This is a genomic window from Lysobacter arenosi (assembly GCF_016613475.2).
Taxonomy (GTDB): Bacteria; Pseudomonadota; Gammaproteobacteria; order Xanthomonadales; family Xanthomonadaceae; genus Lysobacter_J; species Lysobacter_J arenosi.
Genome location: NZ_CP071517.1, coordinates 3,729,252 through 3,750,890 on the forward strand (window position 1 = coordinate 3,729,252; position 21,639 = coordinate 3,750,890).

The 21,639-nt window shown below is 67.8% G+C and carries 18 protein-coding genes and 1 pseudogene; 9 read left to right on the plus strand and 10 right to left on the minus strand.

The features are described from left to right. Positions 1-4: 4 nt before the first annotated feature. From HIV01_RS17095 to rph, 9 genes and pseudogenes are all read right to left on the minus strand, one after another. Complete coding sequence (locus HIV01_RS17095) at positions 5-484, minus strand: hypothetical protein (RefSeq protein ID WP_200604088.1); 480 nt, start codon at positions 482-484, stop codon at positions 5-7. A gap of 99 nt (positions 485-583) precedes the next feature. After that, positions 584-1,906 carry a Xaa-Pro dipeptidase gene (pepQ, locus tag HIV01_RS17100; RefSeq protein WP_425600241.1) on the minus strand — a complete coding sequence of 441 codons (1,323 nt, stop codon included), beginning with the start codon at positions 1,904-1,906 and terminating at the stop codon, positions 584-586. 124 nt (positions 1,907-2,030) lie between these two features. Further along, positions 2,031-2,381 carry a PilZ domain-containing protein gene (locus HIV01_RS17105; protein ID WP_200604090.1) on the minus strand — a complete coding sequence of 117 codons (351 nt, stop codon included), beginning with the start codon at positions 2,379-2,381 and terminating at the stop codon, positions 2,031-2,033. A gap of 52 nt (positions 2,382-2,433) precedes the next feature. Next, positions 2,434-4,752, minus strand: a complete 2,319-nt coding sequence (locus HIV01_RS17110) for a DUF1631 domain-containing protein (RefSeq protein WP_280633571.1) — start codon at positions 4,750-4,752, stop codon at positions 2,434-2,436. A 232-nt stretch (positions 4,753-4,984) separates the two neighbouring features. Beyond that, a pseudogene (gene hemW / locus HIV01_RS17115) lies at positions 4,985-6,136 on the minus strand (radical SAM family heme chaperone HemW); the annotation flags it as partial. A gap of 26 nt (positions 6,137-6,162) precedes the next feature. After that, complete coding sequence (locus HIV01_RS17120; protein WP_200604093.1) at positions 6,163-6,468, minus strand: antibiotic biosynthesis monooxygenase family protein; 306 nt, start codon at positions 6,466-6,468, stop codon at positions 6,163-6,165. 6 nt (positions 6,469-6,474) lie between these two features. Continuing rightward, positions 6,475-7,071: an RdgB/HAM1 family non-canonical purine NTP pyrophosphatase gene (rdgB, locus tag HIV01_RS17125; protein ID WP_200606206.1), complete on the minus strand. Its 597-nt coding sequence runs from the start codon at positions 7,069-7,071 to the stop codon at positions 6,475-6,477. 8 nt (positions 7,072-7,079) lie between these two features. After that, positions 7,080-7,469 carry a VOC family protein gene (locus tag HIV01_RS17130; RefSeq protein ID WP_200604094.1) on the minus strand — a complete coding sequence of 130 codons (390 nt, stop codon included), beginning with the start codon at positions 7,467-7,469 and terminating at the stop codon, positions 7,080-7,082. A 17-nt stretch (positions 7,470-7,486) separates the two neighbouring features. Continuing rightward, positions 7,487-8,260, minus strand: a complete 774-nt coding sequence (gene rph / locus HIV01_RS17135; RefSeq protein ID WP_200604095.1) for a ribonuclease PH — start codon at positions 8,258-8,260, stop codon at positions 7,487-7,489. A gap of 71 nt (positions 8,261-8,331) precedes the next feature. On the opposite strand from rph, the gene HIV01_RS17140 reads away from it, so the two are divergent. The 5 genes from HIV01_RS17140 (at position 8,332) to HIV01_RS17160 (ending at position 13,147) form a co-directional block, all read left to right on the plus strand. Beyond that, positions 8,332-9,192: a YicC/YloC family endoribonuclease gene (locus HIV01_RS17140; RefSeq protein WP_200604096.1), complete on the plus strand. Its 861-nt coding sequence runs from the start codon at positions 8,332-8,334 to the stop codon at positions 9,190-9,192. A 13-nt stretch (positions 9,193-9,205) separates the two neighbouring features. Beyond that, complete coding sequence (gmk, locus tag HIV01_RS17145) at positions 9,206-9,823, plus strand: guanylate kinase (protein ID WP_200604097.1); 618 nt, start codon at positions 9,206-9,208, stop codon at positions 9,821-9,823. 179 nt (positions 9,824-10,002) lie between these two features. Further along, positions 10,003-10,302 (plus strand): DNA-directed RNA polymerase subunit omega, encoded by a 300-nt coding sequence (gene rpoZ, locus HIV01_RS17150; protein ID WP_158734183.1) that lies wholly within the window; start codon positions 10,003-10,005, stop codon positions 10,300-10,302. 226 nt (positions 10,303-10,528) lie between these two features. After that, positions 10,529-12,715, plus strand: coding sequence for a RelA/SpoT family protein (locus HIV01_RS17155; RefSeq protein ID WP_200604098.1), 2,187 nt, complete (start codon positions 10,529-10,531; stop codon positions 12,713-12,715). Positions 12,716-12,763: 48 nt separating this feature from the next. Then, complete coding sequence (locus HIV01_RS17160; RefSeq protein WP_200604099.1) at positions 12,764-13,147, plus strand: RidA family protein; 384 nt, start codon at positions 12,764-12,766, stop codon at positions 13,145-13,147. Between the two features lie 49 nt (positions 13,148-13,196). On the opposite strand, the gene HIV01_RS17165 is transcribed toward HIV01_RS17160, so the two are convergent. Beyond that, entirely contained in the window at positions 13,197-14,234 is a 1,038-nt protein-coding gene (locus tag HIV01_RS17165) for an AraC family transcriptional regulator (RefSeq protein WP_200604100.1), read from the minus strand. Positions 14,235-14,404: 170 nt separating this feature from the next. On the opposite strand from HIV01_RS17165, the gene HIV01_RS17170 reads away from it, so the two are divergent. The 4 genes from HIV01_RS17170 to recG all read left to right on the plus strand — a co-directional run bounded on the left by HIV01_RS17170 (position 14,405) and on the right by recG (position 21,547). Continuing rightward, a complete protein-coding gene (locus tag HIV01_RS17170; protein WP_200604101.1) occupies positions 14,405-15,658 on the plus strand; it encodes a parallel beta-helix domain-containing protein in 1,254 nt (417 codons plus the stop codon). Beyond that, on the plus strand, positions 15,655-16,827 hold the full coding sequence (locus tag HIV01_RS17175; RefSeq protein ID WP_200604102.1) for an SO2930 family diheme c-type cytochrome: 1,173 nt from the start codon (positions 15,655-15,657) through the stop codon (positions 16,825-16,827). Before HIV01_RS17170 ends, HIV01_RS17175 begins: the two co-directional genes overlap by 4 nt. A 96-nt stretch (positions 16,828-16,923) precedes the next feature. Beyond that, positions 16,924-19,347: a TonB-dependent receptor gene (locus HIV01_RS17180; protein ID WP_200604103.1), complete on the plus strand. Its 2,424-nt coding sequence runs from the start codon at positions 16,924-16,926 to the stop codon at positions 19,345-19,347. A gap of 79 nt (positions 19,348-19,426) precedes the next feature. Further along, positions 19,427-21,547, plus strand: a complete 2,121-nt coding sequence (recG, locus tag HIV01_RS17185) for an ATP-dependent DNA helicase RecG (protein WP_200604104.1) — start codon at positions 19,427-19,429, stop codon at positions 21,545-21,547. Positions 21,548-21,639: the final 92 nt, after the last annotated feature.

Genomic DNA, 21,639 nt, shown 5'->3' on the forward strand with positions numbered 1-21,639 from the left:
ACGCTCACGGAGCCGGGCCAAGCGTGGTTTCGATGATCGTGCGCAACGAGGCGGCCGGCGCGCCTGCCTCGTCGACGATGCTGCGCGCGCATGCCTGCACGCGCGCCTGACCGCACAGGCCGACGTAGTTGTTCCAGTAGACATCGAGTTCGCGGTCGACCGGACGCACCGTCACCACCACCGAGTAGACCGTGCGGCGACCGATGTTGTCGTCGGGATCGAGCGTGGCGATCTTCAGGCGGACGCGCGCACCGTTGGCGACATCGACCGGCACCAGATCCGTGGACTGGCGCAGTTGCTCGGCGATGGCCTCGACGAACTGCCTGCCGACGGGGTCCACGGCGGAGGCGGAGACATGGACAGTGAGGGGGGCCTCCGGCGCGGGAGCGGCAGGTGCGGCGGTAGTCTCCGGCACGACGTCCTGCGCATGGGCCAGCGCCCCGGCGAACGCCAGCAAGATTCCCGGCAATGACGATCGCAGCATGGTGCTTCCCGACGCAGGCCCGTGATGAAGCTAACGTCGTGCGGGTCAATTGCAGGTAATCGCAGCCGCCCTCCCGGCAGGGAGGGCGGCTGGACGTGGTCAGGCGGCCGCGTCGAAGCCCTCGCGGGTGAGATTGGCCGGCGCGCCGTCGGTGCAGGCCACGTCATCCTCGATGCGGATGCCGCCGTAGGGCTTGAAGGCCTCCACGCGGGCCCAGTCGATGCTGTCGGCGTGGCCGTTGGCCTTCACTTCGTCGAGCAGCATGTCGATGAAGTAGATGCCCGGCTCGATGGTGACCACCATGCCCGGCTCCAGCACGCGGGTCAGGCGCAGGTAGGGGTGGCCGTCGGGCTTGGCGATCGTGCCGCCGTTGTCGGAGGCGGCGAAGCCGGCGACGTCGTGCACCTGCAGGCCGATGCCGTGGCCGATGCCGTGCGGGAAGAACGCGCTGCTGACGCCGGTGGCCAGCGCCGCTTCCGGCGACACCTTGATGACCCCGAAGTCCTTGAGGATCCCCGCCAGCGCCAGGTGCGCATCGACGTGAATCTGCTTGTAGTCGCTGCCGGCGCGAACCTGGTCGCACATCTTCAGTTGCGCGGCGTCGACGGCGTCGATCATCGCCTGGAACTCGCTGCCGGCATCGAGCGCATAGCTGCGGGTGATGTCGCAGGCATAGCCGTGGTGCGCCGCGCCGGCATCGATCAGGAAGCTGCGCAGTGCGCTGGGCGGGGTCAGATCGCGGTCGGTGTAGTGCAGCACCGCGCCATGCTCGTTGAGGGCGATGATGTTGTTGTAGGGCAGGTCGTTGGCGTCCTGGCCAGCGGCCTGGCAATACACCAGGTGGATGCCGAACTCGCTGGCACCGGCGCGGAAGGCGCGCTCGGCGGCGCGGTGGGCGCGAACACCGCGACGCGTCGCCTCGCGCATCATCGCGATCTCGTACGGCGTCTTGTAGGCGCGGTGGTACTCGAGATAGTTCACCACCGGTGCGGGGTTGTTGGGCACGAAGGCACCGAGCGCGCTCTGCGGCTCGCCGAGGATTGCGCAGCGCGCGGCGTTGGCCGGCAGGTGCTGCAGCGCCTCTTCGGGCTTGCGGATCACGACGATGTCGAAGTGCTCGGCCCAGTAGCCGCTCGGTGCCGCCGGCACCACGTGCCAATAGTCGAACGGCTGCAGGAACACCAGCTTGGGCTTCTGCCCCGGCGTGGCCACCAGCCAGCTGCCCGGTGCGCGGGTCAGCGGCAGCCAGGCCTTGAACTGCGGATTGACCGCATACGGGTAGTCGCGGTCGTCGAACACCTGGTAATGCGAGGTGCCGCTGGGGATGACCAGGTGGTCGAAGCCGGCGCGGGCCAGGGCCTGTTCGGTGCGGCGGTGCAGTTCGGCGAGGTGCTGCGGGTACAACGTGGCGAGCGTGGTCATGCGAAGGCGGCGAAAGGGCGGAGACCGGACCATTTTGCCGCATTGGTCCGGCAGGCGTCGTTACCGTGCTTGCCCGTTACCCTTGTCGCCGCGTCCTGCGAGCACTACATGAATGCGCAGGATGTCAGGCCGGGTGGCCGTTGCCCGAGTCCAGCCAGTTGCGCAGCTGCTGCAGCTCGCTTTCAAGCATGGTGATGAAGCGGAAGCCGGACCAGGTCTGGCCGGGCGTGCTGGACTTGTCCTGCCACAACAGGTGCGCGCCGACTTCGATCGGCGATGCCTGGTGCGGCGTGCCGCGCAGGTTGAAGCGCAACTGGTACAGGGCATCGTCGACCAGCGGCGCGGAGGCGATCAGCAGCATGCCGCTTTCGGACAGGTTGCTTAGCTGCCCGATCACGGTGTCGGTCATGGTGTCGACGACCTGCACCGGCTCCTGGATGGAGCGGCGGCGGGCGCGGCGGAATTCTTCGTTCATGCGCGGTCCTTGCCCTTGCAGGCGTGCCTGGCTGCGATGCGGTCGTGGTCCATCATGCTTGCGCCTGCTGCGGCGCGGTCGGGCCGGAGACGAAATTACTCAGCGCGCTGACGACCGCATTCCAGGCGCGATCGACCAGACGGCTCTTCTCGACGGTGACGATGCGCGCGCGTCCGTTGGCCATCTGCCGCGCCAGGCTGTCGAGCGACTGCTCGCCGACGCGCTGGCCACGCTGGTTGACGAACAGTGCGTTGTCGGTCAGCGGGCTGAACCAGGACAACCTGCGACGAATCACTTCGCCCGGTGCGTCGAGGTCGAACTCGAACCAGGTGCCGAACGGCAGCGTGCGCAGGTGCTGCCAGCATTCCTGCTCGTGCGGGTTGCGCGGCTGCACTTCCTGCGGGCGTGCGCCTTCGTCCTCGCCCAGTCGCGTGCGCGACTTGAGCTTGAGCGCCAGTTCGGTGCGGGTGGCGGCATCGTCGTTGGCGGCATGGCCGGTGGTGAGCTGGCGCGAGATCGCGCCGGCATCGTCGACGTGGTAACCGACCTGGGTCAGTGCCTGCTCGATGTCCTCGCCCAGCGGCTCCGGCGCCGGTGCCCGGTTCTCGACGGTGTTTGCGGCGATGATCTGGCGCGTGGCCTCGAGCTGGCGCTGCCACTCCTCCGATTCCTCGCCGTGGCGCAGCAGGGTCAGCGTCAGTACGTCGGTCCAGGCCTGGGTGAGCAGGGTGTGGACGAACTTCGGCAGCTTCTGGTCGTTCAGCGCCTGGCTGATGGCTTCGGTCGCCTGGTGCTTGGCCAGCACCAGCTTTTCCTTGCCGCGCGCGGCTTCGACGTGGCGACGCTCGGCCACTTCGGCCTTGCGGGCCATCAGGCGCAGGTGTTCCTGCAGTTGCTGGTTGGCCGACTCGAACACGCCGTCGTCGCCGTCGTAATGCTCGACGACGTGGTCGACCGCGCGGCGTAGCTGTTCGTTGAGCGCGGGGTCGGCCTCTTCCTTCGGCAGCCAATGCGCGCCGGCCTCGGCGACGGCGTTGAGCAGCTGGCGCGCCGGATGCTCCTGGCGCACGAAGAACGCCTGGTCCTGCAGCGCCAGGCGCAGCAGCGGCACCTGCAGGCGGTTGAGCAGCGAGGAGACCGCGGCGTCGTTGCGAAGCTCGCGCCCGATCTCGTTGTAGAACTGGTCGAGCAGTTCAAACGTGTCGGCGTCCTCGCGCGTCAGCGCGGCCGCTTCGCCACGCTGTTGCCGCGCCTGCGCAAGCAGGGTCTGGCGGACGTCGTTGAGGTTACGAGGCGGCGTCAGGTGCGCCGGCATCGACTGCAGCCCGGCCAGTGCGTTGGAGACGTCGTGTGGCGAGAGCGTCGGTCGCTGCGGGCCGGTGTCGCCACCGGTGCGCAGCTTGTCCATCAGTTCGCGGCGACCGTTGAGCAGGTTCTGCAGCGAAACGTAGGAGTCGTGGTCGTCGCCATGGCGCGGGACCGGCTGCCCGGGCCAGGCGGTGTGTGGACGGTTCGGATCGAACAGGGGACTGCTGGCGTCGGCGCCGCGGCGCGGCACCATCGAATCCTCGCGTTGCCCCCGGCTTTGCCCTTCGTCCTGCCCTTGTCCTTGTCCTTGTCCTTGTCCCTGTGCATGCCCCTGGCGTTGCGCCTTGCCGCGGCCGCGTACCGGCACGAACGACAGGCTCGGCAGCACGTTCTCGCGTGCGAGCAGGGCGTTCATCGTTTCGACCAGTTGCGCATAGCCCGACATGACGTGCTGGTCGAACACCTTGTACAGGTGCAGTCGGGCCTCGGGCGTGATCTGCAACGACTGCGTGGCCTCAGCCAGGATCCGGCACAGGTGGTAGGGACCCACTGGCAGGCGATCGGCGTCGAAGGCCGGGGCGCCGCCGAGCACGCCAAAGCGCTGGCCCAGCAGCAGCAGCGGCAGGCCCGCGCGCGCTTCGTGGCGGATGGCGATGCTGCGCAGCAGGTTGGCTTCGTCGGCTTCGCCGTCGTCGACCAGGCGCAGGTCGCGGAAGGTGGGCAGGGCCGCGGGTGCTTCGGTTGTCGGGGTCGGATCGCGGACCGTGGTCAGTTCGCCTTCCAGCAGTGCCAGGAAGTGCGGAACCAGGTCGGAGCGGTTGAGCCGCGCGGTGCGCAGCGTTTCAAGGTGGGAAGCCTGCTGCGCCGACGTGCGCGCCTGGTCGGCATGCTTGAACAACTGCTGCTCGAACTCGCCGAGCATGTGTTCGAGCTGGCGCGCCATTTCATCCGAGACCAGGGCATACAAATGCTCCAGTACCCGGCGAACCCGCTTTGGCAACGCGGCTGACGCCAGCGTAGGCCGAGGGATCGAACTACCAAGGGGTTCGAACGTTGCGGACATTTAGGGGCACCCTGTGATCGGGACGATCATGCATTGTCCCCCCGCGCCCCGCCAGCCTCTCGCCCCAGCGGTCCCTCAGGGAGCGACCAACTGTTGTAACGGCGTGGGCGGCCGCCAGCGGCCAGCTTGAGCCTGCGTACGCGGCCTCAAGCTACTTGGCGTGGTCGACCATGACGCGTTGCGCCAGGTTCGGACCAGCCGGGTCAACATTGGCGTCGTCGGACCCGTCATCGACGAGGAACAGCTCGACCACGTCGTTGGTGAAGCGCCGTCCGAGCTCGGTCGGACGGACCCGGTCGCCATCGACTTCGAGCCAACCCTGTGCGGTTGCAGCATCGAGTTGCGCGGCGATCGCGCTGCGCGCCAGGCCGGTGCGGGCTTCGAATGCGGCCAGGCTGAAGCCTTCGACCAGGCGCAGCGCGTTGAGCATGTACTCGAAGGGACGTCGTGCCGGTTCGACGCGGTCGTCGCCGCCGATCGCGCCGGCATGCCCAGCCTGGACCAGGTACTGCGTCGGGTGCTTGGTCTTCCAGCGCCGCAGCACGGTCTGCTCGGCGCCAAGGGTCAACTTGCCGTGCGCGCCGGCGCCGATGCCCAGGTAGTCGCCGTACTGCCAGTAGTTGAGGTTGTGCAGGCACTGCCGGCCCGGCTGCGCGTAGGCGCTGACTTCGTACTGGGCGTAGCCGGCGGCGGCGAGCAGGCCCTGGCAATGCTCCTGCATGTCCCAGCTGGCGTCGTCGTCGGGGATGCCCTGCGGCGGCCGCGCGGCGAACACGGTGTTCGGCTCCAGGGTCAGCTGGTAGTGGCTGACGTGGGTGGGCTGCAGGGCGAAGGCGAGTTCCAGGTCGTGCTCGGCCATCGCCAGCGTCTGCTGCGGCAGTGCGTACATCAGGTCGAGGTTGAAGTTGTCGAAGCCGGCATCCTGGGCCAGCTTCACCGCCGCCTCGGCTTCGCCGCTGTCGTGGATCCGGCCCAGCCGCTTGAGGCAACCGTCGTCGAAGCTCTGGATGCCAAAGCTCAGGCGATTGACGCCGGCCTGGCGATACAGCTCGAAGCGGCCGTGCTCGGCGGTGCCGGGGTTGGTCTCCAGGGTGATCTCGCACCCCGGGACGAAACGCAGGCGGCTGCTGGCCTGCTGCAGGAAACGGTCGATGTACTCGGGCGGGAACAGGCTCGGCGTGCCGCCGCCGAAGAACACCGAGTGAACGTTGCGGCCCCAGGCCAGCGGCAGGTCGTAATCGAGGTCGGCCAGCAGCGCGTCGATATACGTGTCGAACGGCAGCGCGCCACGGCCCTCATGCGAATTGAAGTCGCAATACGGACACTTGCGCACGCACCAGGGCAGGTGGACATACAGCGACAGCGGCGGCGTGGTCAGCGACAAGACGGTTCTTCAGTAAAGAGGGAGGGTCAGCCGGCGTCGGGCGCCGTGAACGTGCCCAGGTGGCGCTCGCTTGCGGTCAGCGCATCGCCCTGCGCATCGAGCGCGATGTAGCGCGGGTCGCGTGCCAGCTGCATTGCAGTGTAGTCCTGCGCGCTGCGCCAGCGGTCGAGGGTGAGGTAGTGGCCCTGGCGCTCGCCATGCAGCAACTGGGTACCGAGGTAGCCGGCGTGGTCGCGGAACAGGATCACCCACGGTCCTTGTTCGCCGTACAGCGCCTCGAATGCCGCTTCTGCACCGGCACGGACGTCGTATTCCCAGACCGTCACGAACATGGCATTTCAGCGCGTGGCGCCGACCAAGAGTTGTCGCAGCGCGGCCAGGGCACGGCCGCGGTGACTGATGCGGTTCTTCAGTTCCTTGTCCAGCTCGGCCGCGCTGTGGCCCTGCTCGGGATCAAGGAACACCGGGTCGTAGCCGAAGCCGCCATCGCCGCGGCGCGCGTGCAGGATGCGCCCCGACCACGTGCCTTCGGCGATGAAGGGCTGCGGATCCTCGGCGTGGCGCAGCAACACGATCACGGCGTAGAAGTGGGCGCCGCGCCGCTCGTCGGGAACGTCGCGGAGCGCTTCGAGCAGCTTGTCGATGTTGGCGTCGGCATTGCCATGCACGCCGGCGTAACGCGCCGAATACAGACCGGGCGCGCCGCCCAGGGCATCCACGCACAGGCCCGAGTCGTCGCCCAGCGCCGGCATGCCGGTTTCGCGCGATGCCTTGCGCGCCTTGAGCAGCGCGTTCTCGACGAAGGTCAGGCCGGTTTCATCGGCATCGCCGACGCCCAGTTCACCCTGGGTCACGAACTCGATGCCGCTGCCGCCGAGCAGCTCGCGGAACTCGCGAAGCTTGCCGGCGTTGCTGCTGGCGATCACCCATTTCATCGGCAGGGTCATGCTTTCAGTTCCAGCAGGTCCCAGCGGTTGCCGTACAGATCCTCGAACACGGCGACGGTGCCGTAGGGCTCGAAGCGCGGTGCCTCGAGGAACGTCACGCCACGGGCGAGCATCGCGGCGTGATCGCGAAGGAAGTCGTCGGTGTGCAGGAAGAAGCCGACACGGCCGCCAGTCTGGTTGCCGACGTGCGCGCGCTGATTGTCATCGCTGGCCTGCGCCAGCAAAAGTGCGGTCTGCGCGCCGTGCGGGGCCACGCGCACCCAGCGCTTGCCGTCGCCCAGGTCGATGTCATCGAGCAGGTCGAAGCCGAGCGCGCTGGTGTAGAAGGCGATGGCTTCGTCGTAGTCGCGTACGACCAGGGTGACGTTGGCGATGGTCCGGTTCATGGATTGAACGCGCCCCCTCAGCCCGCCAGCGCCTCGCGCTGCTTCGCCACCAGTTCCGCGATGCCGGCCTCGGCCAGTGCCGTCAGCGCATCGAGTTCCTCGCGACGGAAGGCGTGGCCTTCGGCGGTGCCCTGCAGCTCGATGAAGCCGCCGCCATCGTTCATGACCACGTTCATGTCGGTGTCGCAGTCGCTGTCTTCGGCGTAGTCCAGGTCGAGTACCGGAACACCGCGATAGATGCCGACCGACACCGCCGCGACCGCGCCGAACACCGGATCGCGGCTGATCTCGCGGCGCGACTGCAACCAGCGCACGGCATCGACCAGGGCGACGTAGGCGCCGGTGATCGCGGCGGTGCGGGTGCCACCGTCGGCCTGCAGCACGTCGCAGTCGAGGGTGATGGTGCGTTCGCCGAGCAGCTTGCGGTCGACGCAGGCGCGAAGCGAGCGGCCGATCAGGCGCTGGATCTCGAGGGTGCGGCCGCCCTGCTTGCCACGCGCGGCCTCGCGGTCGCTGCGGGTATGGGTGGCGCGGGGCAGCATGCCGTACTCGGCGGTGACCCAGCCTTCGCCCTTGCCGCGCAGGAAGGCCGGCACCTTGTTGTCGACGCTGGCCGTGCACAGCACCCGGGTCTCGCCGAAGCTGACCAGGACCGAACCTTCGGCATGGCGGGTGTAGCCGCGCTGGATGCGGACTTCGCGCATTTGCGCGGGCGCCCGCCCGCTGGGGCGGACCACGGTCGGCGCGGTCTGGCCGGCGGAAGGGGCTTGCGGCGTGCCGGTCGTGGCCATGAGAAGGGTGATTACCGTGTTTGGGGCGCGCGAGTTTACCATTCGCACCCTGTCAGCCCTTGGATTCGATGATGATCCGCAGCATGACCGCCTTCGCCAGCGGCGAACGCGTCACCCCGTGGGGCACGCTCGGCTGCGAGCTGCGCTCGGTCAACCACCGCTTCCTCGAGCTGGGCGTGCGCCTGCCCGACGAACTGCGCGCGCTGGAGCCGGCGCTGCGCGAGCGCGTCGCTTCCCGCGTCGCCCGCGGCAAGATCGACCTGGCGCTGCGCCTGCGCACCGCCGATGGCGACGGCGCGTTGCAGCTCAATCCCGGCCGGCTGCGCGAACTGAGCGAGCTGGCGCTGGACCTGGAGGCTCGTTTCCCGCGCCTGCAGACCGATCTGACGCAGCTGCTGCAGTTCCCCGGCGTGCTGCAGACGCAGTCCGCCGACCCGGCGGCGCTGCAGGCGCAGGCGCTGGAACTGCTCGAGCAGGTGCTCGACGAGTTCATCCGTGCACGCGAGCGCGAGGGTTCCAAGCTCTCGGCAGTGATCATCGAACGCGTCGACGGCATCGCCGCGATCGCGGCGGAAGTGCGCACGCTGATGCCGATCATCCGCACCGGCCAGCGCAACAAGCTCGAAGCGCGCATGGCCGATCTTGCCCAGCCGCTCGACTCCGGCCGCCTCGAACAGGAGCTGGTGATGTGGCTGCAGAAGCTCGATGTCGATGAGGAGCTCGACCGGCTCGATTCGCATGTCAGCGAAGCGCGCCGCGTGCTCAAGCTCAAGGAAGCGGTCGGCCGGCGCCTGGATTTCCTGCTGCAGGAGTTCAATCGCGAGGCCAACACCCTGGGTTCCAAGTCGGTCGACGCGCGCAGTTCGGCCGCGGCCGTGGAGCTCAAGGTGCTGATCGACCAGGTCCGCGAGCAGATCCAGAACATCGAATGACACGAGCCCACTGATGCGCGGAACCCTCTTCATCGTCGCGGCACCGTCGGGTGCCGGAAAGTCCAGCATCGTCAATGCGGTGCTGGCGCGCGACCCGAACATCTGCCTGTCGATCTCGTTCACCTCGCGCCAGCCGCGACCGGGCGAGCGCCATGCCGAGCACTACCACTTCGTCAGCAAGGAAGCGTTCGAAGGCATGGTCGCGGCCGGCGACTTCTTCGAGTCGGCGCTGGTGCATGGCGACTGGAAGGGCTCGGCCCGGCAGTCGGTCGAACCGCAGCTGGCAGCCGGCAAGGACGTGCTGCTGGAGATCGACTGGCAGGGTGCGCGCCAGGTCCGCTCCAAGGTGCCCGATGCGGTCAGCGTGTTCATCCTGCCGCCGTCGCGCAAGGCGCTGGACGAGCGCATGCGCAGCCGCGGCCAGGACAGCGAGGAAGTGATCGCGCAGCGCCTGGCGGCGGCGCGCGAAGAGATGTCGCACTACGGCGAGTTCGACTTCGTCATCGTCAACGAGCACTTCGACACCGCGGTCGACGAGATGTGCGCGATCTTCATCGCCAGCCGGGTCCGCCGCGACCAGCAGGTGGCGCGCCACTCGCGCCTGATCACGGCGCTGCTGGCGGACGAGTGAGTCCGCCCCTCCCGGGCGCCCAGGGCGCCGGGGGAGGGCAAAAGGCGGGCTCCTGGCGACTCGAGTATCAGCTAACTGTTTGATTTTCAACGATCCGCTTGCTTCGCCCCCGCGGCGCGACTACACTCTGCGGTCCCTTACAAGCCTGTATGGACGGCCCGCCGGCCGCCAGGAGTCCCATGGCCCGCATCACCGTTGAAGATTGCCTGGAAGTGGTCGATAACCGCTTCGAACTCGTCATGATGGCCGCCAAGCGCGCCCGCCAGCTGGCCAATGGCGTTGATCCGCAGCTGGACAACAGCGAAGCCAACGACAAGCCGACCGTGCTGGCCCTGCGCGAAATCGCCGCGCGCCGCATCGACACCGATTACATCGATGCCGTCGAGAAGGCCGAGCGCGAGCGCAAGGAGCGCGAGGCGCTGGAATGGGCCGCCGCTGAAGTGGTTGCCGACGACGACCTGTCCAAGGGCGACGACTGATCCACCCCTGAGACACGTTTGCGGGCCAGTTTCACCAGTACCGCGAAATGCACGGCCCCGCCTTGGCGGGGCCGTTTGCATATGTGCTCCCCGACCCGTTTCCGGACGCATGGCACTTTGGATCGCGGACATTCGCCGCCATATCCGGGGAACCTGTCCGGAAACAATGAAACGCCTGAGGGGCCGCTGATTGCACACCGCGCCGCCGCACGCGTAGATTCTCTCCATGAGCCCCGCAGAGTCCGCGATCAGCACGCATCCCGCCATCGTCCTCGATGACGCGGATGTGCCGGACTATGTGCGCGAACTGGAAAACGCAGCCGAGTACCTGCCCGAGCCGCAGCGCCACAGCCTGCGCCGGGCCTGGGCGATCGGCGCCGCCGCGCACGCCGGGCAGACCCGCAAATCCGGCGAGCCGTACATCACCCATCCGGTGGCGGTGGCCAAGGTCCTGGCCGACCAGGGTCTGGACGTCGAAACCCTGATCGCGGCGATCCTGCACGACACCATCGAAGACACACCGCTGACCCGCGACGGCCTGGCCAGCGAGTTCGGCGAAACCGTGGCCGAACTGGTCGACGGCGTCACCAAGCTCGACAAGCTGCAGTTCCGCGACCGCCAGGAGGCGACCGCGGAAAGCTTCCGCAAGATGCTGCTGGCGATGTCGCGCGACCTGCGCGTGATCCTGATCAAGCTCGCCGACCGCCTGCACAACATGCGCACGCTTGGCGCGCAGAGCATGGAGGCGCGTCACCGCATCGCCCGCGAGACGCTGGAGATCTACGCGCCGATCGCCCAGCGCCTGGGCATGAACCTGATCAAGGCCGAGCTGCAGGACCTGGGCTTCCGTGCGCTGCATCCGTGGCGGCACGCGGTCATCGAAAAACGCCTGCGTACGCAGCCGGTCGTGCGCCGCGAATCGCTGGTGCAGATCGAGGCGCAGCTGGCGCAGCGACTGGCCAAGGAGCGCGTCCCGCACCGACTGGTCAGTCGCGTCAAATCGCCGTGGAGCATCTACACCAAGATGCGCTCGGAGCACAAAACCTTCGCCCAGGTGATGGACGTGTTCGGCTTCCGCGTCGTCGTGCGCACGGTGCCGGACTGCTATCACGCGCTGGGCGTGGTTCATGCGGCGTACAAGCCACTGGACTCGCGCTTCCGCGACTTCATCGCGATTCCGAAGGCCAACGGCTATCAGTCGCTGCACACGGTACTGTTCGGCCCGTATGGCTCACCGATCGAAGTGCAGATCCGCACCGAGGAGATGGACCTGATCGCCGAGCGAGGCATCGCCGCGCACTGGTCCTACAAGCACGGCGGCGACGGCCCCAGCAGCGCGCAGAGCCGCGCCCACAGCTGGATCGCCAACCTGGTCGAGTCGCAGCGCTCGACCGGTTCGTCGCTGGAGTTCCTCGAGAACGTCAAGGTCGACCTGTTCCCGGACGAGGTTTACCTGTTCACGCCCAAGGGCGACATCATGTCGCTGCCGCGCAACTCGACCGCGCTCGACTTCGCCTACGCGGTGCACACCGATGTCGGCAACCGCGCCGTGGCCGCGCGCGTGGACGGCAAGCTGGTGCCGCTGCGCACGCGCCTGGCCAGCGGCCAGCGCGTGGAGATCATCACCGCCAAGTCGTCCTCGCCGAAGCCGCAGTGGCTCGAGTTCGTCGTCTCGGGCAAGGCGCGCACTTCGATCCGCCAGCAGCTCAAACAGCTGGAGCACGAGGACGCGGTACAGCTGGGCCATCGCATGCTCGACCGCGCGCTGGAGGCACTGGGCATCTCGCTCGACCGCGTTCCGGCCGTGCGCATGGAAGCCTACCTGGGCGAGTTCCGCTACCCGCGCCTGGAAGCGCTGCTGGCCGACATCGCCCTGGGCAACCGCATGCCGCAGCAGGTTGCGCAGGCGCTGGCGCGCGAGACGCCGGGCAAGGCGCTGCGATCGAAGGACCTGCCGTTGCAGCCGCTGTCGCAGGACAAGATCCTGATCACCGGCGCCGAGCGTGGCGTGATCAGCTTCGCCAACTGCTGCCTGCCGATTCCCGGCGACGAGATCATGGGGTACCACACCGCCGGCAAGGGCATCGTGGTGCACCGGCTCGACTGCCCGAACGTGGCCGACTACCGCAAGTCGCCCGATCGCTGGGTGCCGATCGGCTGGGACCGCCAGGTCAGCGGCGATTTTGCCGCGGCGCTGCGCATCGAGGTCGACAACCGGCCCGGCTCGCTGGCGCAGGTCGCGGCGGCCATCGCCGAAGCCGAATCGAACATCGACCGCGTCGAATACCTCGACCGCGATGCGAACGTGGCGGTGATGCGCTTTGCCATCGAAGTCAGCGGTCGTCGCCACCTGGCCGACGTCATGCGACGCGTGCGGCGGCTGGGCGTGGTGCTGGGCGTGCAGCGGATGTAGCGGCCTGTTGTTGCTAGCATTGGCCTCTGACTTCCCGAGAGCCACTCCATGTCCCGCCAGATCATCCACACCGACAAGGCCCCGGCCGCCATTGGCCCGTACTCGCAGGCCGTGCGCGCCGGCGATACCGTCTACCTGTCCGGGCAGATCCCGCTTGATCCGGGCACCGGCCTGCTGGTCGAAGGCGACATCAGCACCCAGGCACGTCGCGCGTTCGAGAACCTCAAGGCCGTGTGCGAAGCCGCCGGCGGTTCGCTGTCCGATGTCGTTCGTCTTGGCCTGTACCTGACCGACCTTGGCAACTTCGCCGCGGTCAACGCGGTGATGAGCGAGTTCTTCAAGGCGCCGTATCCGGCGCGTTCGACGATCGAAGTGTCGGGCCTGCCGCGCGGCGCCGGCTTCGAAGTCGATGCGGTGATGTTTCTGGATTGATCGGGAAAACACCGTCATTCCCGCAGTGCGGGGATGACGGTGGGATGGCTCAGCCCTGCGCGCGCATCTCGCGCGGCGCCACGCCCGTCCAGCGCTTGAACGCGCGACGGAATTCGCGCGCGTCCTTGAAGCCGACCGCCGCGCCGACGTTGGCGATGCTCAGCTTCTGATCGCTCAACATGGCCCGCGCCGATTCGCTGCGCACCCGGTCATGCAATTCGCTGAAGCTGGTCTGCGCCGCCTGCAGCTGGCGGCGCAGCGTGCGCTCGGTCAGATGCAACGCCGCGGCGATGTCGACCAGGCGCGGGTTGTCGGCCAAACGCTGCAACAGCAGGCGCTCCACCACGGCCACGATCTCGCTGCGTGGCTGTCCTGCCGGCATCTGTTCGTCGCATAGCGCCAACACGCGCTGGGCACTGGCGGGGTTGCCGGCCGGCATGGCCGTCCCCAGCCATCGCGCATCGATGACCACGCGATTGCGCGGGCAATCGAAACGCACTTCGCAGTCGAACACGCGCGCATAGTCAACGGCGTAGTCCGGGGCCGGGTAGGCCAGCTCAAGCACTGTCGGCCGGAAGTCCGCGCCGAGCAGGCCGCGGCACAGCATCAGGCAGCTGGCGAACAACTCCTCGCACAGGAACGGCTCCAGCTCCGGGTCCGGAGTGCGCATGCTGGCGACCATGCCAAGGCCTTCGCCGCCGTCGACGTCGAGCTCCAGTTCCATCATCGCGCCGGTGATCGGCGCGTAATGGACGCCGAGCTGCAACGCTTCGGCGAAGCGTGGCGCAGTCAGCATGGCCAGGCCCAGCAGGCCGAAATGGCCGATGTTCTGGCGCTCGCCCAGGACCAGGCCCGGCCCGCGGATGGGCAGGTTGCGCACCGCGCGACGGATGATCTGACAGGTCTGGCGATAGGACAGATAAACCGGGGTTTCGCCGTCGAACTCGGCCGGGCCCAGGCGCAGGCCGGCGAACCAGGCCTCGCAGCCGATGCCGGATTCAGCGGCCATGGCGACGAGGCCGGCAACGATGCCGCTCTTGATGTTGGCCACGCTCTGGCGCGGGTCGTCGTGGTCGATTGGTTGCATACGCTTGCGTAGCTTGTCCGGTTTGCCCCCCTGAGTATGCCGGGTTTGCCCTCCACCGGCGTCCTCCGAAGGTCACAGACTGCGTTTTACTTCTTCCCCCTGCGCCATGCGGGCCGGGAAGGCCACCGGGGCGACCGGGATTGTCTGGAACGGGGACGGACGCAAACCTTATGAAGCGCATCACTCTCGGCATCGCGATCGCGGTTGGCGTGGCCAGCCTGGCTGGCTGCCAGAAGCAGGAGGCCGCGGCCCCGGTCGCCGACGCCAACTACCAGAAGGTGCTGATCGGCCGCCTGCTCGATGCCAAGGCCGGCGACGTGATCGAGATACCGGCCGGCCGCTTCTCCTTCGACCGCAGCCTGAGCCTGCGCGTGGACGGCGTGACCATTCGCGGCGCCGGCATGGACAAGACCATCCTCAGCTTCAAGGGCCAGAAGGCCGGTGCCGAAGGCCTGCTGGTCAACGCGGGCAACTTCACCCTGGAAAACCTCGCCATCGAGGACAGCAAGGGCGATGGCCTGAAGATCAACGAAGGCGAGAACATCACCATCCGCGGCGTGCGCGTGGAATGGACCGGCGGTCCCAAGACCAGCAATGGCGCCTACGGCATCTACCCGGTGCAGACGACCAACGTGCTGATCGAGGACTCGGTCGCGATCGGCGCCTCCGACGCCGGCATCTACGTGGGCCAGTCGAAGAATGTCGTGGTGCGGCGCAACCGCGCCGAGCGCAACGTTGCCGGCATCGAGATCGAGAACACGATCGGCGCCGACGTCTACGAGAACACCGCCACCGACAACACCGGCGGCATTCTCGTGTTCAACATGCCCAACCTGCCGCAGCCGGGCCACACCACCCGCGTCTACCGCAACAAGGTGATCGCCAACAACACCGGCAACTTCGCCGCCAAGGGCGCGGCCGTGGCCAGCGTGCCGGCCGGCTCGGGCGTGGTGATCAACTCCAACGACAAGGTCGAGATCTTCGACAACGACATCGCCGACAACCAGACGGCGAACGTGATCATCTCCAGCTACTTCTCCACCGGCTACATGACCGAGAAGGGCGTGGCCAAGGCCTTCGATCCGTATCCGGAAGAGATCGCCATCCATGGCAACCGCTTCAAGGGCGGCGGCGACAAGCCCGACGGTCTCGACCTGAAGGCGCTGCGCGTGGCGATGTTCGGCCTCAGCGGCCGCCTGCCTGACGTGCTGTGGGACGGATACGTCAACACCGCGCGCCCCGGCGGCGCGCAGGTCTGCATCGACAATGGCGCCGCGGAAACGCTCAACGCCGACGGCCCGAACAAGTACAAGAACCCGAGCCTGGTCACCGCCGCGGTGCGCTGCAAGCTGCCGCCGTTGCCGGTGGTAACGATTCCGGCCGACGGCGGTGCCGCTGCGACGAAGGCGGCTCCGACGGCATGAAGCAACTGTTCGTGATCGGCGCGGCCGTGATGCTGGCCGCGATGTCGCTGGTGGGATGCAAGCGCAGCCACGAGCCGGTGCAGTTCCATGCGACCGGCCACCCGGAAAACCTCAGCGACTGGCACGTGCTGTCGGTCGCCGACGGCCACCTGCGCATGAACGAGGGCGTCGAACCGTACGCCCTCAACAGCGCGTTGTTCAGCGATTACGCACATAAGCTGCGCACGCTGTGGCTGCCACCGGGAACCAAGGCCACGTACCAGGATTACGAAGCCTTCGACTTCCCGGTCGGTACGATCATCAGCAAGACTTTCTATTACCCGCGTGCAGAAAATATCAATGGTGGGGGCGACTCGGTGCTGCGCGTGGCCGAGACGCCGGCGGAAAGCCGCGATGGCCTGGACCTGTCCAAGGTCCGCCTGATCGAGACGCGCCTGCTGGTGCGCCGCGAGAAGGGCTGGGTGGCGATGGCCTACGTGTGGAACGCGCAGCAGACCGAGGCGGTGCTGGCCCGTGCCGGCGACTCCATTGCGATGACGCTGCAAAAGCCGGACGGCAGCGGCAAGCAGGACTTCAGCTACATGGTGCCGGACGAGAACCAGTGCGCCGGCTGCCATTCCACCAACAACACCACGCGCGAGCTGCATCCGATCGGCCCGAAGGCGCGCCATCTCAATCGCGACGATCCCTGGCACCCGGGCAGCAACCAGCTCGCGCGCATGGTGTCGCTCGGTCGCCTGCAGGGCCTGCCGATGTCGGGCGTGCCGCGCAATGCGCGCTTCGACGACACCTCCGCCGCGCTCGGCGACCGTGCGCGTGCCTACCTCGACGTCAATTGCGGCCACTGCCATAACCCCAAGGGTCCGGCCGACACGTCCGGTCTCTGGCTCGACGCGGGCACCACCGATTCGCGTCGCCTGGGGCTGTGCAAGCCGCCGGTTGCGGCCGGGCAGGGCACGGGCGACCACATGTTCGACATCGTCCCGGGCCGACCGGACGATTCGATCCTCGTCTATCGCATGGACAGCCTCGATCCGGGTGCGATGATGCCCGAGCTCGGTCGGGGAACCGTGCACGAGGAAGGCGTTGCCCTGATGCGTGACTGGATCGGCGCATGGTTGGGCAGTTGCGCCGATACGGAGCAGAACGTCGCGATGCAGTCGCGATGATGCAATCGTTGTGAAGTAACCACTTGCCGAGCGGTCCGGTCGAACATGGGCCGCCGGTGCCAAAACAACAAGAAAGTCATTGGGAGGGGAGTTCCGATGTCGCCACGCAAGAGCAGGCTCGCAATCAGTCTGGGCCGCGCACTGTCAGGTCTGGCATTCACCGCGGCGATGCCGCTGGCCATGGCGCAGACCGCCGACGCACCGGCGCCGGTCAGCGCCACGCAGCTGGACACCATCACCGTTACCGCGCAGAGCCGCGAGCAGGAACTGCAGGACGTGCCGATCGCGCTGCAGGTCGTCACCGAGCAGCTGCTCGAGGACGTCGCTGCCGAGGACCTCGGTGACATCGACAGCTTCGTCCCCGGCCTGCAGATCAACAGCCTGCAGCCGACCCAGCCGAGCTTCCAGCTGCGCGGCATCGCCACCGACGACTTCGGCATCGGTACAGATCCGGCTGTCGGCGTGTATGTCGACGGCGTCTACGCCGGTCGCGGCGGCGGCGTGCTGCTGCCGTTCACCGACCTGCAGCGCATCGAAGTGCTCAAGGGCCCGCAGGGCACGCTGTTCGGCCGCAATACCGCGGCCGGCGCGATCGCGATCATCACCACCCGCCCCGAAGACCAGAACGGCGCGCGCGCCAAGCTGCGCCTGGGCAACGACAACAAGCAGTACTTCGAGGGCATGGCGAACATCGCCGTGAGCGAGGACTCTGCGTTCCGCTTCAACGGCATCTTCAACCACAGCGACGGCTGGATCCAGGATTCGGTCACCGGCGAGGACCTTGCGCCGGAGAACAACTGGGCCACGCGTGCTTCGTTCCAGACCAAGTTCGGCGACAGCACCCGTGCCTGGATCACCTGGGACCATGAGAGCCTCGACCAACTCGGCCAGGCCACCACCGGCGTGGTGCCGATCCCGGCATTGCCGATGCTGCCGACCGCACCGGCCGACCCGTCGCAGTTCCTCGATCCGCTGAAGATTGCGACCGCGACCGATGCGCAGGGCAACGCCGAGACGCGCGAGTTCGATGGCGTGACGTTGATCGTCGACCACAACTTCGGCTGGGGCAGCCTGACCTCGACTTCGGCCTGGCACCAGTACGACTCGCTCAACCGCGTCGAGGAAGACGGCACCAACCTCAGCTACCTCTACGTCGATTCGACCAACACCGAGAGCAACGAGAACTTCTACCAGGAGTTCAAGTTCACCGGCAGCACCGACCGCGTGGACTGGTCGGCCGGCGTCAGCTACTTCCAGGAAGAGGCCGACCAGACCAGCGAGGTCAACGCGCTGACCGACTCGATCGACACCATCGCCAACAACATGGGCCTCGCCCCGGGTGGCCTGTTCGGTCCGATCACCCAGGTCGCCAACATGTTCGGCATTCCGGTCGACCTGACCGGCCTGCCGTGGAACGAGAAGTTCGTCAACACGCTCGACACCAAGGCGTACGCCGCGTTCGGCGACGCCACCTGGCACGTCAACGACAAGCTCAACCTGACCGCCGGCCTGCGTTACACGCGCGACGAGAAGGACTTCACCTGGTTCAACGACCACCGCAGCGCGCCGCAGCTGGACTCCCAGCTCAACCTGCTCGATGCGATCGGTTTCTTCGATGCGATCGGCCTGCCGAAGGAGATGTTCATCTTCGACGTCGCCTTCATCGATCCGCCGGCGATGATCAACAAGGGCGTGCTCAACCGCGCCAAGAAGTCGTGGGACGACTGGAGTCCGCGCTTCGTCGCCGACTACCACTTCGCCGAGAACCTGATGGGCTTCGCCTCGCTGGCCAAGGGTTACAAGGCCGGCGGTTTCAACGCACTGCAGATCGGCAGCGAGTTCGAGAACGAAGACGTCTGGAACTTCGAGACCGGCATCAAGCAGTCGTTCCCGGACCAGCGCCTGGCCTACAACGTCTCGGCGTTCTACTACGTCTACGACAACCGCCAGGCCGTCACACTGGACATGACCACGGCGATTCCGCGCTTCGTGGTCAACACCTCCGACCAGGAAGCCTACGGCGTCGACTTCGACGTGCGCTGGCAGGCCACCGACGGACTCGGCTTCGACTTCAACGCCGAGTACCTGGATTCGACCTACAAGTCGTACATCAATCCGCAGGGTGTCGACCTGGCGGGCGAACCCAGCGGCGCGCCGAAGTGGTCGTTCGCCGCCGGTGCCAACTACGTGTGGCACCTGGGCGATGCCGGTGACATGCGCGCGTCGCTGCGCCACTCCTATGTCGGCGAATGCCGCAGCAACGACGAGTCCGCCAGCTTGCTCGGCTGCGGCACCGGTGCCGGCGCGATCGACATCGGCGAGGCGCAGAACCTCACCGACGTGCGCCTGGGCTGGACCTCGGCCAACGGCCACTGGGGTTGGGCGCTGTACGGCAACAACGTGTTCGACAACCAGTACGTCAACTCGCTGGGCACCTACGGCATGACCGTGCTCGGCACCGTTGGCGCGCGCATGACCCAGCCGCGCCAGTACGGCCTGGAAGTCAGCGCGAAGTTCTGACCGGGAGGCAGGGCCTCCACCGACCCCGGCACATCGTGCCGGGGTTCAGGTTTTGCGGCGATCCGGGCATCCTTGGCGGATGCCGACACGCAAGGGCGGGATTGCCGTCGCTCTCCATCACCAGCAACCGATCAGCAGCCTGCGCGGCGTTGGCCCGCGCGTGGCCGAAAAGCTGGCCGCGCGTGGCCTGACCACGCTGCAGGACCTGTGGCTGCAGCTGCCCCGGCAGTACGAAGACCGCACCGCACTCACCCCGATCCTCCTGCTGCAGCCCGGCGTGGCGGCGCAGGTGGAAGGGCGGGTCGAGGCGGTTGAGCGTGGCTTCCGTTACCGGCCGACGCTGCGCGTGGCCATTGGCGATGACTCGCGCGCGACGCTGGTGCTGCGCTTCTTCCATTTCCGCGCGGCCCAGGTCGCGCAGTTCCAGCCGGGCGCGCGCGTGCGCTGCTATGGCACGCCGCGACCGGGCCAGAACGGACTTGAGATCGTCCATCCCAGCTACCGCATGCTCGACGAGGAAGCCGACGCCGAACTGGGCAGCAGCCTCGATCCGGTCTATCCGGCGATCGAAGGCATTGGCCCGGTGTCGCTGCGCCGCCTGATTGGCCTGGCCCTGGATCGCCTGCCCGACGAGGAGTCGCTGGAACTGCTGCCGCGCGAGCTGCGCGACGGATTCAAGCTGCCTTCGCTGCGCGAGGCGCTGCTGACCGTGCATCGGCCGCCGCAGGACGCGGACGTCGCCGCGCTCATTGCCGGCCGCCATCCGGCGCAGCGCCGGCTCGCGCTCGAGGAACTGCTGGCGCACCACCTCAGCCTGCGCCGCCAGCGCATCGCCCAGCAGGCCCACGCCGCGCCGGTGCTGCGCAAGACTGCGCTGGCCGGGCGCCTGCGCAAGGCGCTGCCGTTCGCGCTGACCGGTGCGCAGCAGCGCGTGTTCGACGAGATCCGCGCCGACCTCGCAAAACCGCATCCGATGCTGCGCCTGGTGCAGGGTGACGTCGGCAGCGGCAAGACCGTGGTCGCGGCGCTGGCGGCGATGCAGGCGGTCGAGGCCGGCAAGCAGGCGGCGTTGATGGCGCCGACCGAGCTGCTGGCCGAGCAGCACCTGGGCAACCTGCGTGGCTGGCTCGAGCCATTGGGCGTGCGCGTGGCCTGGCTGGCCGGCAAGGTCACCGGCCGTGCCCGCGCCAAGGTGCTGGAGGAAGTCGCCTCAGGCGAGGCGCAGATGGTCGTGGGCACGCATGCGCTGATGCAGGAGGGCGTGGCGTTCCGCGACCTCGGCCTGGCCATCGTCGACGAGCAGCACCGCTTCGGCGTGCACCAGCGCCTGGCGCTGCGCGACAAGGGCGTCGGTGGCAACGGCAATGGCGACGCGATCGTCCCGCACCAGCTGGTCATGACCGCCACGCCCATTCCGCGCACGCTGGCGATGGCCGCCTATGCCGACCTCGACGTGTCGGCGATCGACGAGCTGCCGCCGGGACGCACGCCGGTGCAGACCGTGGCGCTCAGCGCCGAGCGGCGACCGGAACTGGTTGAGCGGATCCGCCGCGCCTGCGCCGAGGGCCGCCAGGCGTACTGGGTCTGCACCCTGATCGACGACAGCGACGAGGTCATCGCCCAGGCCGCGCAATCGACCTTCGAGGACCTGTCCAAGCGCCTGCCGGAGCTGCGCGTGGGCATGGTCCACGGCCGCATGAAGGCGGCCGAGAAGCAGGCGACGATGCGCGCCTTCAAGGAAGGCGCGACCGACCTGCTGGTGGCGACGACGGTCATCGAGGTCGGCGTCGACGTACCCAATGCCTCGCTGATGATCATCGAGAATGCCGAGCGCCTGGGCCTGGCCCAGCTGCACCAGCTGCGCGGCCGCGTCGGCCGCGGCAGTGCCGCCTCCAGTTGCGTGCTGCTGTACCAGTCGCCGCTGTCGCAGATGGCGCGGCAACGCCTGGAGACCATGCGCGAGACCAATGACGGCTTCGTCATCGCCGAGAAGGACCTGGAGCTTCGTGGCCCCGGCGAGCTGCTCGGCACGCGCCAGACCGGCCTGGCCCAGTTCCGTGTCGCCGACCTCGGTCGCGACGCCGACCTGCTGCCGCAGGTACAGGACATCGGTGAGCGCCTGCTGCGCGAATCGCCGGAGCTGGCGCAGCGCATCGTCGCGCGCTGGGTCGGCGGGGCGGTGCGGTTCGCCGGGGCGTAACTGGCACGTAGCTGTCGGATTGGGGCCCTCCGGCGGTCAGAAGGTGCCTGTGTGCCGGTCGGTCTTAACACCACAGTGGCATCATGAGCAGT